We start from the raw sequence: 13,633 nt of genomic DNA on the forward strand, positions 1-13,633 counted from the left end.
AGGGGCAAGGGTTTGGGAAATAAAGTCACCATCGCCAAGCCGGGGGGTCAGTAGATCCGGATATCAAAGATAGCGTAACCTAAGCATTAGATCCTTTGGTCGAATCCTGCATTTATTACCGAACCCCACCATGACCCGTTCTTATCGCATCACCATCCACAATCGTCAGAATGGCAGCAGCCAAACCGTTGAAGTCCCCGAAGACCGCTATATCCTCCAACATTGTGAAAACAAAGGGGTTGACCTGCCGTTTTCCTGTCGGAATGGGGCTTGTACCACCTGTGCCGTGCGCGTTCTCTCGGGAGAATTGCATCAACCGGAGGCAATGGGACTCTCGCCAGCCTTGCGCGATCGCGGATATGCCCTCCTCTGTGTCAGCTATCCCCGTTCCGACTTAGAAGTAGAAACCCAAGATGAAGATGAAGTGTACTACCTGCAATTTGGGCGCTACTTTGGCAAAGGCAAAGTCCGGTTTGGACTGCCCTTAGACGAGGACTAAACGAGATGGGAAGCAGGATCTCTGACAATTTTCCGTTGTCCAGTAAAGAACTTACCCAGCCTTTAACATTCAGCCCTAAATGTAGAGGCGATTCGCGAATCGCCTCTACATTTAGGGTGGATTTTCAACATCTGCGGAAGTCCTGGGTATCCTGGATCGGACTGCTGTTCCTGGTTGGTTGTTCAGTCCCGGTTCGTTCCGAACAGGTACAAGTCAGGGTTGAGCGGGTGATCAGTGGCAACACCTTAGAAGTGCGGGACTTGAGCGCATCAGGTGCGGTCAAACGAGTCCGGTTAATTGGCATTGAGGCACCGGATTTGCAGCAAAATCCTTGGGGAAATGCGGCAAAGCAGCAACTCAAACGGCTGATTGAGGGGCAGACCCTGTTATTAGAATGGGATATAGAGAAAGAAGACGGATACGATCGCCAATTGGCTTATCTCTGGCGGGATGGGAAACTGGTCAATGAAGAACTCATTGCCGGGGGATATGTTTTGGCACAGATGCGATCGCCCAACCTCAAATACGATCGCCGCTTTACTCAGGCGCAAGAACAGGCCAGAATTATGGGAGAGGGAATTTGGGATTCCCAGACCCCCTTGCGCGTGCATCCCAGTGACTTTCGTCAGAACCGGCCCTAAATCCTGAGTTCAAATTCTTCTGCTCAACGCTCAATTGTCAATCTTAAAATTTTCATGAGTCATACCCCCAAACAACTCCAAATCTTTCTCGATATTGCCACCGAAGCGGCCCTCGATGCCGGGGCGATCGTTCAATCCTACTGGGGGAACTTAAATGCGATCGAAGAAAAAGGACGACCCGGGGATCTCGTCACTGCCGCAGATAAAGCCTCGGAGAAAGCCATTTTAGAGGTTCTCAGACGGCACGTTCCCGAACATGGCATCCTCGCCGAAGAAAGCGGCAAACTGGGAGATAGTAGCAGCCAGTATCTGTGGGCGATCGACCCCTTGGACGGGACCACTAATTTTGCCCATCAATATCCCCCCTTTGGCGTTTCTGTGGGATTGTTGATTGATGGCATCCCTCAAGTGGGAGTCGTTTTTGACCCCTTCCATAACGAATTATTTCGGGCAGCGACGGGATTGGGAGCCACCCGGAATCGGCAACCGATTCGCGTCTCTGAAACCGCAGAATTGCGAAACAGCTTATTAGTCACGGGATTTGCCTACGATCGCCGGGAAACCCCTGATAATAACTATGCCGAATTTTGTCACCTGACTCATCTCACCCAAGGAGTCCGGCGTAGCGGATCCGCCTCCATTGACCTCTGTTACGTCAGTTGCGGACGTTTGGATGGATACTGGGAACGCGGGCTATCTCCCTGGGATTTGGCTGCTGGGGTGGTGATTTTATCGGAAGCGGGAGGAAAAATCACCGCCTATGACGGGAGTCCCTGGAAAATCGAATCGGGACGAATTTTAGCCACCAATGGGAAACTGCACGAGAGTCTCAGTCAGGAACTTCTCCAGGTTAAACCCTTAGAACGGTGGGCGAATACCTAATTTCAGGTGAACAGGATTGAGGCAGATTTGAAAAATCAACCCTAAATTATGTAGAGGCGATTCGCGAATCGCCTTTTTGAGGGGTCAGGACGTTCGGGAGGGGTTTCCGGTCCCAATTGACCGCCCCTGTCCCGGTTGTGGGGGCAAAGGATGAAAGCACACCGAAAGCACACCGAAGGTATCAACGCCGAATGGTGATAGCGATCGCCCTGCAATGACAAGGGCGAAGTACACTAAAGATAAGGTTACAGCCAGGGGATGGGCATATTACTATGTCTTTTAACATCAAGCAAGGCTTATTTCAATTTGATTTCGAGGACCACCATGCCATCTTGGGGGTACCACTGGATGCGGATTTTAATACCATCCGCAAACGCTATATGCTCATAGCAAGGCGACTTCATCCAGACAGTTCTAAAGTCGAAAGTCCGGCGGATAAAAAACTCGCCACTCAACTTTTGTCAAAATTGGCAAATCCGGCTTACAGCAAACTTACCAACGACAGCAGTCGGGCTGAACATGGTGTTTTGCTGGGAATGATGAGCAAACGATTGGTTCAGGAAAAAGATAAAGTTAAGCTCAAGAGCGAAACCGCTCAAAAGTTATTAACTTCCCCAAATCTGGAAACGGACTATCAAGAATCCGTCGCCAAACTGGGTAAACAGGCCTATGAAACCCTGAGTCAAACCCTGGAGAGAATTGGAGAAATCAGCGAACTCAATTTAGTCTACCTGCAACGCAAAGAAAGCAAAGGGGAAACCGTGGGCAAACCGGCTGCGGATAAAAAAGCGGCTAAAGCAGCTCCTGGGAAAAAGAAAGCCGAAGAGAGTCCAACTCAAAAACCTGTGGCAGGGGAAGCAACGGCAGACACTGAAACATCCGCTCCCTCAAAAATCGATAACTATTGCCGTCGGGCGGAGAACTTTCTCGCCGGGGGAGATTTTGATGGGGCAGTTAATGAGTTAAAAGAAGGGTTGAAAATTCAACCTAAAAATAGTCGGGCTCATGGATTGCTGGGCCAAGCGTATCTGAAGAAGAATCAGGCTACTTTGGCTAAAGTTCATATTAATCAAGCCCTGAAGTTGAATCCGAAAGAAGAATCAGCTTTAGACGCGCAAAAACAACTGCAAAAGCAGATTCAAAAAACCGCGAAAGAAAAAGATAATAAATCTCCCATCGCGGCTTTCTTCAGTAATTTGTTGGGTGGAAAAAAGAAAAAATGATTCATCAACCTCCAGCCGGGGCTAGGGATTTACTGCCCCTTGACGTGACCCAGAAACGCTGGATAGAAAAGCGGCTGCGCCCGGTATTTGAAGGGTGGGGGTATCACCGGATTATTACCTCAACGGTAGAACGGTTAGATACCCTGATGGCTGGAGGCGCGATCGCCCAGTCAACGGTGATCCAACTTCAGGAACGGGAGGAGGATAGCGCCTTGGCCCTTCGTCCCGAACTCACCGCCTCGATCGCCCGCACGGCTGTCACCCGCATGGCAGACACGACGTTTCCCCAACGGCTCTATTACAATGCCAATGTCTTTCGTCGGGGCAAAAACAACTCCCACGGCAGCCAGCAGGAATTTTATCAAGCCGGGGTAGAACTGCTGGGAGTGGGGGGATTGCTGGCGGATGCAGAAATCTTATTGCTCTTGCAGGACTGTTTGCAGAGTCTGGGACTGCACCAATGGCGGCTGATTTTAGGGGAATCGGGGTTAACTCGCTCCTTACTGCGGACTTTCCCCGACCCCCTGAAACATAAAGTCCGGCAGGCGATCGCCCAGCTCGATCGTCTCACCCTCGAAGCCCTCCCCTTAACCCCAGAACAGCAGGAACGGGCCTTCTTTTTGTTAGATCTCCGGGGTCGTCCCGAAGATGTCTTGCAGCGGGTGGGTCAATTGGAATTGGAACCCGGGGAACGGGAAACCCTGGAAAATCTCAAATCCTTAATTGACTTGTTAGACGAATCTTCTGCCAGCAACGGGGCCACAACTGTCGCCCCGATCCTGGATTTGAGTCTGATTCAACCGATGGATTACTATACCGGCATCGTCTTTGAAGTCGTCAGCGAAACCGAGTTCGGTCCGCAATCCCTCGGCCAGGGAGGGCGCTACGATCGCCTCTTAAGTCTCTATCACCCTCAAGGGGAAATGATTCCAGGGATTGGCTTTGCCCTTAAGCTGGAAAACTTACATCAAATTCTGCTACAGACGGGTCAACTGCCGACAACCACTCCAGCCACTCAGACTTTAGTGGTCCCCACCAGTCCTCGTGCTTATGCGGCTGCCTTTGCTCACGCGCAAACCCTGCGTCAGAATGGGGAGTATCTCCCTGTAGAACTGGATCTGTCTCCCCACTCCAGTCCGTCAGCGGTTCGCCAATATGCACGCGATCGCCGGATTTCCCAAATTGCCTGGATTGAAGGGGATGGGAACGCCGAAATCGAAATCGTCGGATAACCAACCAGTAACCAGAGCATCTAACGAATCCAGGGTGTGTTCCTAGGGGGAGGAACCCCCCAAAATGGAATCAATCTGTAGGAGTTAATTCATGATTTGGGTTGCGATTTCGCTCACCATCGGCATCGGTATCGGCATCGGGATTAGCCGAGTGATTCCAGGACTCTTCCTGGCGATCGCTCGCCAATTCCGGTCCCCCAACCCCAGCGGGGACAACCCGGGTTCCTGGGAAACTCAGTTCCTGAAGCTGATTGCTCAGATGGATGTCGGGGTCGTGTTGACTGGACCTAAAGCCGAGGTCCTCGTCACCAACCCCGTTGCCTTGACCCTCCTGAATCTGGATGAAACAGCCGTCATCGGCAAGCCCTTATTCGATGACAATCCTCATCTGTTACAAGAAGACTGCACCCCCTTTGCACCGGGGAAATGTCCCGTGATGGAGGCGATCGCCACTCAATCCCCCACTCAAGTAATCATCGGCATCGGGCTTCATTCTCCACTCACCCCCAATCCCAATGGCATCTCCGACTCTCTCCTCTACTGTAACGGGGAGGTCGATTGCGATAAATGGTTGCTGGTTCATGCCAATCCGCAAATCGCCCCCAATGGCCGAGTCGAACAGGTCCTCTGTACCTTTAGCAATATTACCGAACAAAAACGCGCTGAAGCCTCCTTGCGGCGACGGGAGAATCGCCTGCGTCAATATAGTCGGGTCCTCGCCGAGTTGGCCAAAAGTCCCAGCCTCAATCAGGGGGATTTGCAAGCCTCCCTGGAACAAATCACTGTTGCGGTCACCCAAACCTTAAACGTAGAACGGGCTAGTATCTGGTTATATACGCCAGACCACAGTGCTATTCGCTGTATCGAACTATACGAACGGTCCCCTCAGAAACATTCTGCCGGAATCGAACTCACCGCCATTGATTACCCGGTGTATTTTCAAACCATTGAACAGGAACGAATTGTAGCGGCAGATGATGCTCAGGAAGACCCCACAACCCGGGAATTTACTCCCAGTTATCTGATTCCCTTGGGGATTACCTCCATGTTAGATGCACCGATTCGGGTGGGGGGACAAATGGTGGGGGTCGTCTGTCTGGAACATATTGGCCCTCCTCGCCAATGGCGGGTAGAAGAGGAAAACTTTGCCGCGTCCCTAGCTGATTGTGTCGCCTTGGGGTTAGAAGCCAGCGATCGCGCTCAAGCGAGACTCAACTTAGAAAAAGCCCTCGATCGCCTGCAAGCGGTGTTAGATACGGTCCCTGGATGTGTTTCTTGGATTGGGTCAGATTTGCGCTACCTCGGAGTCAACCGCTATCTGGCGAATCTCTTTGGGCGATCGCCTTCCGAGTTTGTCAATCACCCAGTGGGATTTCTGCAAACTCGCAAAGAATTCCCCAACTTTTTACAGCAATTTTTTGAAAGTTCTCTCCATAAAACTACCGCCGAAATTGGCCTAGATATTGAAGGAAACCTGCGCCAATATCTGGTAGGGGTTGAAAAATACAATCAGGGAAAATCAGCAGTTTGTGTGGGAATTGATATCACCGACCTCAAGCAAACAGAACAAGCCCTGCGACAAGAACGGGCTTTACTCCGGTCTTTAATCGATTCGATTCCTGATTTAATTTTTTATAAAAATAGACAAAGCGTCTATCAGCGGGTGAATAAAGCCTTTCAACTCTTTGCGGCCCGCGAGGAAAGCGAAATTCTGGGCAAAACGGATCGGGAACTGTTTCCGGCAGAGGCTGCCCAAACTTGTGCTGAAATTGACCGACGCATTTTGGCGGAAGGCAAACTGTTGCGAATGGAGGAGCAACTTGACCAGTTTGATGGGAGCAAAACCTGGCTGGAAACCATCCAAACTCCCTTTTTTGATCCCAATGGGGAAATTGTCGGGATCATCGGGATTAGTCGCGATATTACTGAACGCAAGCGTGCAGAAACGGCGCTGCAACAGTCTAAAGATGAATTAGAACAACGGGTGGCGCAACGCACGGCATTTTTAAAAGAAGCCAACGATCGCCTGCAAGTTGAGGTGACTCATCGGGAACAGGTTCAAATTGCCTTGAAAGCCAGCAAAGACCGACTCCGCCAATGTTTAATTGCGGCTCGCATGGGAACCTGGGATTGGGATATTCTCAATCATAAACTATCAGGTTCCGATGAAATGGAAGCGCTTTATGGTTTCATTCCGGGTTCGTTTGATGGGAAGTATCAGACCTATTTGCAAGCGATTGACCCGGATGATAGAAATCGGGTTGAGGAGGCGATCGCCCAAATTCTCTCCTCCACCTCAGAACGGTTTGAAATTGAACAACGCATTCGCCTGGACACGGGCGAATTGCGCTGGTTGAGCGCTCAAGGGGAAGTGATTCGCGATGCCACCGGACAAGCCATTAGAAGCATTGGCACGGTGATGGATATCAGCGATCGCAAGGAAGCACAACTCGCCCTCCAAGAGGCTGCCTATGCTGCGGAAACGGCCAATCGGTCTAAAAGTATGTTCCTGGCAAATATGAGCCATGAGTTAAGAACACCCCTGAATGCGATTATTGGCTATAGCGAAATGCTGCAAGAAGAAGCCGATGATTTTGGCTATACGGATTTGATTCCGGATTTGGAGAAAATTCGCACCGCAGGAAATCATCTGCTGGTGTTAATTAATGATATTTTGGATATCTCCAAAATCGAAGCCGGAAAAATGGATTTGTATTTGGAGGATTTTAATATTGATGAGTTGATTGAAAATGTGGTGAGTACCGCTCAACTCCTGGTGGAACGAAATGATAATACGCTCACGCTGGAGTGCGATCGCAACTTGGGAATGATGTATGCTGACCTGACGAAAGTTCGTCAAATTCTGCTTAATCTTCTCAGCAATGCCGCCAAATTTACTAAAAGCGGTCAAATCATCCTGACTGTGAGCCTCTTTTGCCCCACAAAAGTGGCAATTCCCTCTACCGGAACATCCTCCGCTTGGATTCAGTTTGCGATCGCCGATACCGGCATCGGCATTACCCCCGAACAACGGCAGCATCTGTTCAAACCCTTCATGCAAGGGGATGCCTCGACCACAAGGGAGTATGGGGGCACCGGATTGGGACTCGCCATTAGTCAACGCTTCTGTCAAATGATGGGGGGGGAAATCTCCGTAGAAAGCGAACCCCTGTGCGGGTCCCGTTTTACCGTAGTCCTCCCCTGTGAAGTGGTTGCTTCCTAGTGTTATACCCAATCCGGTTGTTAAAGGTCTGTGAAAACCCGCAGGCTTAAGCCTGGGGCACTTGCGGACGAAGCGGTGCCTGCGCGGGCTAAAAGCGAAAACCTACTTTGACCAACCGGATTCCGTATTATACCCAATCCGGTTGGTAACAGTCGGTTTTCCCTTGTAGCCTGCGCAGGCAGGCTTTGTTCCTGTAGCCCCACCCTTGAGGGTGCGGGTTTTTGCTCATGCCGTCCCGTTTTCGATTAAAATTCAAGATTGAGAGCTCAGTGTCTATCTGGACTCGAAATTAAGCTGTAAGAGAGGGAACGCCGTGCCACATACCATAGTAACCAACACCTGCGAAGGCGTCGCTGATTGTGTCGATGCCTGTCCCGTTGCCTGTATTCATGAGGGTCCGGGGAAAAATGTTAAGGGGACCGATTGGTATTGGATTGATTTTGCCACTTGTATTGACTGCGGCATCTGTGTCCAAGTTTGCCCGGTAGAAGGGGCGATCATCGCGGAAGAACGACCGGAACTCCAGCAGACGCCGCAATAAAAAAGGAGTGAAATGGCGATCGCATTCGATCACAGAGGTGGCACATGATTGGGCGGATTTGGCAACAATTAGTTAGGTTCTTTCGGGCGATTGTGGGCGGATTCAACAGTTCATCCCAGAAGTCTGAGTTGGAACCGAGACGAGACATTCACCCCCTAAGTGATTCCGAATTAGAGCATTATTTTCTCCAGTTGCTCGATGGCATTCATAAAGGTTGGCAGCAAGTTAAGGTGCGGCGATTTTTTGAAGCGTTTCGCGATCGCGTGACTGATGAGCGTTGGAGTGCTTGGTTACGGCAATTTGGGGGCCGTTTACTGGCTTCTCCCGCCAATAATCACGAATTGGCAAGCCGATTGCAGCGCTTCGGGGAACTTGGATATGGGGAAGTTAGCACCGCTGCTCGTCAAATTGCAACGCAGTTATTGGCAAAAGAAGCACCCTCAGACGTTCACACCCCCACACCCACTCAACATCAGGAACTGCCACAGAATGCTGAATCGACAGAAACTCCAACGGCGTCAACGCAGTTGCATCTCTCAGACATATCTCATCCGGTAGAGAGTTCTGAGAAAGCCACACCGGAGTTAGGAGCAGAATCAGCTCCCTTAGAAACGGCTCCCCCATTAGCCGTGAGTCTGGATGAGTTGGGGACGATTCAAGAGCCAGAAACCCCTCTGGGGATTCAACCCCTGGATGAACCTTTGGATGTGAACGGATGGTTTACCCGAGGGGTGGAACGGCTGGAAGCAAGGGACGATCGCGCCGCATTGAATGCCTTTAATCGCGTGATTGAACTCGAACCCACTCATGCTGGCGCTTGGATGAATCGAGGCAATGCCTTGTTTAATTTAGAACAAGCTGAAGATGCTCTATCGGCTTACGATCGCGCCATTGAACTTCGCCCAGATGATGGGTTTTCTTGGGGTGCGCGCGGGGATGCCCTTTACGATTTAGAACGCATTGATGAGGCATTAATCAGTTGGAATAAGTCTTTAGAATTAAAGGCTGACAATCCGGAAGTTTGGTATAATAAAGGGTTAGCCTTGGGGATTAATTTAGGCCAATGGGAAGAGGCATTAACCAGTTTAGAGCAGGCGATCGCCCTCAACTCCAATGATGTGCAATTTTGGTTTTATCGCGGGATTGCTCTATCGAGTTTAAATCAGTTAGAAGAGGCATTAACCAGTTGGGATAAAGTCTTAGAAATTAAACCCGACTTTCGCGATGCTTGGATTAATAAAGGGGTAGTTTTGCAAAAACTAGGCCGCTATTCCGAGGCGATCGAGGCGAATAATCAGGCGATCGGCTTGTTGTCCCACTAGATGGGGGAGATGGAGGAGAAAGTTTGTAGTAACGACTTCAGTCGTTACCGCGTGATGAAAGCGTCAGCTTTCATCACGCCCCTTTGGATGCTGTGCCCCAGTCCCCAAGCAGGCGCTTCAGTCGGGACGTTGAACAGAAGAGAACGACTGAAGTCGTTTTCCGCAAAGATAAATAAAAGAAACCGGGTTTCTCTCGTTTTTAGCGAAATTCTCTTGACTTGACTGAAACAGAAACCCGGTTTCTATTGTGGTTTATAGTTGCGCTTCAGCGAGATCGGGCTTGTGCTCAACTACAAGGCGTAGATTTTGCTTTTCTAGATCCGCTCGTTGGTTGTTAGTTATTGTTTATTGCTTATTGGAGCGAGACGACAAAGAACCAATAACTAACAAGCAACAACTAACAACAAACACATTTCAGATCGTCAAGAATAGCATCGCAAATTTGCGGCAGTTTCGTCAGTTCATCGGGGCGATCGACTTTTCGCAGAGGAACCGCAGCGGCCAAACTTCCCAAAAAGGCAAATTCTCGGTCTTGTTCATCGCGGTCTAAGGTTAAAAAGTGGGGATAGCGATGCCCGAGTAACATCATTAAACCAATTTTACTGGGAATTGGCGCGATCGCCGGAGTTGCTAACTCTAACTGGCGCGGTTCTAAGAAATAAATAGCGGCAAGATTTGCCGGTTGCGCCTGAAACCGCCACTGGACGGCATTCTCGGCATTCAACTCCACATAGCGTTTATCGATTTGCCTCATCACTCTGGATAAACCGACTTCTGACCCGTAGACGGCGTTAACGGCATTCGGCCACAAGCGCAGACGGGGATATCCGGGGTGGACGAGAAACGAGTTGTCTTTCTGGGTGAGGACTGCTACATCGTCGGCCAGAATTGGGTATCCGCGTTTGGCAAAAGCGGCGGCAGTGGTAGATTTTCCCGCCCCTTTGGCGCCGATTAAGGCGATCGCCTGGTTTCCTCCCCTTTTTTTTATCCCCCCCCCGCCCCCCTTTATCCCCCCCCCGCCCCCCTTTGAAAGGGGGGAGCCAGGGTCATAATTTTTTGTTGTCCGGGGGGAGCCAGGGGTTCCCACGGCGATCGCACTGGAATGCAGGCAAACTGTCCCCCGCAAGCGCAACGCAGAACCCAATACTGCACCGAGTAAAATAGCGGTGACTTCTGGTAATGGCAAGTTGGTTCGGGCGGAAATTTTTTGGCGCGAGGGGGAAATTTGGAACTCGACCATTCCGTTGCCGCTATAGGAAAGTTCGTAAGTGCCGTCGGGTTTTTGCTCCCTGTTTATTTGCCAGCCAGTGGCAGGTTGGGGCGATACAACCGGGCCGGTTTCTGTTAATTCAAATTCGATATCTGTTGGGGCGGGTGAAATGGCCATTAAACCGGGCAGTTGCCGGTTGCTGCTTAGGGTAATGCCGTAAATTTGATAGAAAAACATTTGGTTCAAGATTGAATTAAAATTTGCTTTAAATTATTAAATAATTTTACTATTGCACTGCAATAGATAGTTAGGACATTCTCGACCGACAGAATCTCTCTTTGTGTCCTCTGTGTCTCTGTGGTTTCGATCCCCCCGGCCCCTTATCCCCCCTAACCCCCTTTTTTATCCCCCCCTTTGGTAATCCCCCCCTAACCCCCCTTTGAAAGGGGGGAGACATTGGTAATCCCCCCCTAACCCCCCTTTGAAAGGGGGGAGACAGAGGAATAAATCCGCAAGTTGTCCGGGGGGGGGGACAGAGGATCGCTTTCGGTTCAAATATAGTTCATCATTAGTAGGGTGGGCAAATGATATCCGAAGCCAGAATTATTCGGAATAAAATAATTTTGCCCACCTTAGACTTAAGTTGCTAGGTGCGTTACGGCGCTGAATTTTAACATTTAGGTTAATGTCAAATAATTGAACAGCGCCTAACACACCCTACCGCTCTCTTCGATTAGTTCGATGAATTGGAAGGTAAAAAGCTTTGGAGGAGGGGGACTTCCTCTACACTTTTAAGCCGCAAGCGGTTTTCGCGAGTCATTTCCATGAAAGCCGGAGTGGGCATGGTAATACTGATACTCAAGTTACTCAAAGGGAGTTCATGGCTACTGCCATTCGGAAAAGGAATTTCAGCGACACAACTATTGTCATTGCTATCGCTTGTTTTCTGATTGACTTTACCATTCAGCGTAAAGTCGTTGCCTTCTTTGTCCTTGTAGGTTACGGAAACTTCATCAAACTGAAACGGGCTGTCTATCTTAAAACCCTTGTCGGTCTTTTCAAAGGAAATACTGCGAGTTAAAGCAACTTTTCCAATAAACAACGTACCAACGTAAGATAGAAGTTTACGGGTGGGAGGGTTTCCCAAAGCTTCGCTGTCTTCTTGACCGGGGACAATGCTGATTTCTCCGTTGCCAAACTCATTGAGATCGGAAGTGGCATCATAAGTTTGTCCATACTCTATAGGCTGAACCAAGGTACTCAGGACACCATCATTGCTAGTCAAAGAATAAGAAATGACTGATTCACCACTATCGAAGTTAGCCGCGTGAGTGGAACCCTTTTCCCGGTCATATATCCACGTCACATCCCCAAATTTTACATTGGGAGGTTTATTTTCAGGATTGTTAAGTGACTCCATTTCACCGATCTTCGTCAGAATGGCTCCGCCAATTTTGGCAACCTTCGTAATTACTGAGAAAAAGCTCATACGTCCTCCTTATGGAACGGTTATATGTTCCAACTCTATAGAGAGTTGTAGTTTGTAACTTTCGTCGTCTATATCGTCTATATGCTTAAGACGATTATCGAAATCTGTCGCCAGAAAGATGTAATGATTTTGCGAAATACTAGAGTCATCTTTGGCGCATAGATTTGGTCATCCCTCGAAGTCAATCTTTATTTTTCGAGTTAGAGGCATTGTTTCCCTACGTCCCCGATTAACAAAACATTGACGCGCCCAAAACCCCAAGGGGTAGATACCATAATAAATGCAAGGAACTATCCAGATTAAACGGTGAGATACCACTATCACCAGCCAATCCGGAGCTTGTAGCTAAAGTTACTTCATTGATTTTCCCATGCTGGCACAGTTTGGGTGGCGAATAGGGAAGTTTTGCCTCCGGTTCCCCTTCGTTGTCGATGGGGATTTTGTTCGGTTGATTCGTTGATTCGAGCATGATTGATTCCTCTATTTTTTGAGAATTAAATGAACAGTCGATTGGGAGGGAAGACGAAATTTGGCGTGCCGCATTTCGTCCCGATGGATTTGGATAACTTAGTTCTGCCAGGCATGACATCCTAAAACAACTTCATGCTGCTCGCTTGTCAATGTCGCCTCAACTGCTCCTGCTCCTTCATTTAGAGTTATGGTAACTAGATCGTTTTGGAACTGAGTGTTGTTGTCCTGATTGTCACACGCCCAGTTTGAATCGAATTCTAGGCTATCCAGTATTCCATTTATGCCGCCCTCTTGTTTATTTTTCTGGATTTGTATTCCCTCGGGTTGTCCTTGGATAAAAATTTCTACCAGGTCATTCGTATCATTCTGAATATTGCTGTCATTGAAACTAGGAGCCGACCAAGCTGGCTGCATCCATAGATTGACAGCAAAAAGCGCTACTACGGCAACAATAAATATTTTGTATTTGCCATCGACTGCTAATTTGTGTTTCAGAAATTGCATTACATTTACTCCTCGTTAATTAAAAAGCCAAGACAACAAGACTGCTAGATGAGCAGAAAACCTCGTCACCTGTCGGAGTCCTGAATTTCATCAGGATAAAGGGCAACCCCTGCTCGATCGCGCCTCTATAAATAAGACGTTTTCCCTGCCCCATTTGTGAATTTTTCCAGCCAGAGATTTTTTCACAGGGGCGGGCATAACAAAGGGGGAAAAATTGCGCCTCTATAAATAAGACGTTTTTCCTGCCCCGTTTGTGAATTTTTTCTGGAAATGGGAGTTGTACGGTTCGCCCCTAGCTCTTATCCCCCCCTAACCCCCCCTTTGAAAGGGGGGGGACATGAAAGGGGGGGGACATGAAAGGGAGGGACATGAAAGGGGAGGGACATGAAAGGGAGG

General features: G+C 49.2%; 12 protein-coding genes. 8 read left to right on the top strand and 4 right to left on the bottom strand.

The features are described from left to right. Nucleotides 1–130 precede the first annotated feature (130 nt). The 8 genes from NG833_RS14690 to NG833_RS14725 all read left to right on the top strand — a co-directional run bounded on the left by NG833_RS14690 (nt 131) and on the right by NG833_RS14725 (nt 9,563). Entirely contained in the window at nt 131–499 is a 369-nt protein-coding gene (locus NG833_RS14690; protein WP_254566033.1) for a 2Fe-2S iron-sulfur cluster-binding protein, read from the top strand. A 116-nt stretch (nt 500–615) separates the two neighbouring features. Next, nucleotides 616–1,140, top strand: a complete 525-nt coding sequence (locus tag NG833_RS14695; protein ID WP_254566034.1) for a thermonuclease family protein — start codon at nt 616–618, stop codon at nt 1,138–1,140. A gap of 54 nt (nt 1,141–1,194) precedes the next feature. Continuing rightward, the gene (locus NG833_RS14700) at nt 1,195–2,022 is read left to right on the top strand and encodes an inositol monophosphatase family protein (protein WP_254566035.1); all 828 of its coding nucleotides are present in this window, start codon (nt 1,195–1,197) and stop codon (nt 2,020–2,022) included. Nucleotides 2,023–2,294: 272 nt separating this feature from the next. Beyond that, a complete protein-coding gene (locus NG833_RS14705) occupies nt 2,295–3,245 on the top strand; it encodes a tetratricopeptide repeat protein (protein WP_254566036.1) in 951 nt (316 codons plus the stop codon). Continuing rightward, complete coding sequence (locus tag NG833_RS14710) at nt 3,242–4,477, top strand: ATP phosphoribosyltransferase regulatory subunit (RefSeq protein ID WP_254566037.1); 1,236 nt, start codon at nt 3,242–3,244, stop codon at nt 4,475–4,477. The genes NG833_RS14705 and NG833_RS14710 overlap by 4 nt, the downstream gene beginning before the upstream one ends. Nucleotides 4,478–4,568: 91 nt before the next feature. Beyond that, on the top strand, nt 4,569–7,700 hold the full coding sequence (locus NG833_RS14715) for a PAS domain S-box protein (protein ID WP_254566038.1): 3,132 nt from the start codon (nt 4,569–4,571) through the stop codon (nt 7,698–7,700). A gap of 313 nt (nt 7,701–8,013) precedes the next feature. Further along, the gene (locus NG833_RS14720) at nt 8,014–8,241 is read left to right on the top strand and encodes a ferredoxin family protein (protein ID WP_207089244.1); all 228 of its coding nucleotides are present in this window, start codon (nt 8,014–8,016) and stop codon (nt 8,239–8,241) included. Between the two features lie 44 nt (nt 8,242–8,285). Beyond that, a complete protein-coding gene (locus NG833_RS14725) occupies nt 8,286–9,563 on the top strand; it encodes a tetratricopeptide repeat protein (protein WP_254566039.1) in 1,278 nt (425 codons plus the stop codon). A 397-nt stretch (nt 9,564–9,960) separates the two neighbouring features. Here NG833_RS14725 and NG833_RS14730 read toward each other — a convergent pair whose 3' ends face one another. The 4 genes from NG833_RS14730 to NG833_RS14745 form a co-directional block, all read right to left on the bottom strand. Beyond that, on the bottom strand, nt 9,961–11,019 hold the full coding sequence (locus NG833_RS14730; protein WP_254566040.1) for a serine/threonine protein kinase: 1,059 nt from the start codon (nt 11,017–11,019) through the stop codon (nt 9,961–9,963). A 487-nt stretch (nt 11,020–11,506) separates the two neighbouring features. Next, nucleotides 11,507–12,262 carry a hypothetical protein gene (locus NG833_RS14735; RefSeq protein ID WP_254566041.1) on the bottom strand — a complete coding sequence of 252 codons (756 nt, stop codon included), beginning with the start codon at nt 12,260–12,262 and terminating at the stop codon, nt 11,507–11,509. A gap of 229 nt (nt 12,263–12,491) precedes the next feature. Continuing rightward, a complete protein-coding gene (locus tag NG833_RS14740) occupies nt 12,492–12,731 on the bottom strand; it encodes a hypothetical protein (protein ID WP_254566042.1) in 240 nt (79 codons plus the stop codon). A 98-nt stretch (nt 12,732–12,829) separates the two neighbouring features. Continuing rightward, nucleotides 12,830–13,237 carry a hypothetical protein gene (locus tag NG833_RS14745; RefSeq protein WP_254566043.1) on the bottom strand — a complete coding sequence of 136 codons (408 nt, stop codon included), beginning with the start codon at nt 13,235–13,237 and terminating at the stop codon, nt 12,830–12,832. Nucleotides 13,238–13,633 lie beyond the last annotated feature (396 nt).

This window comes from Oscillatoria sp. HE19RPO (genome assembly GCF_024220515.1).
Lineage (GTDB): Bacteria > Cyanobacteriota > Cyanobacteriia > Cyanobacteriales > Laspinemataceae > Laspinema.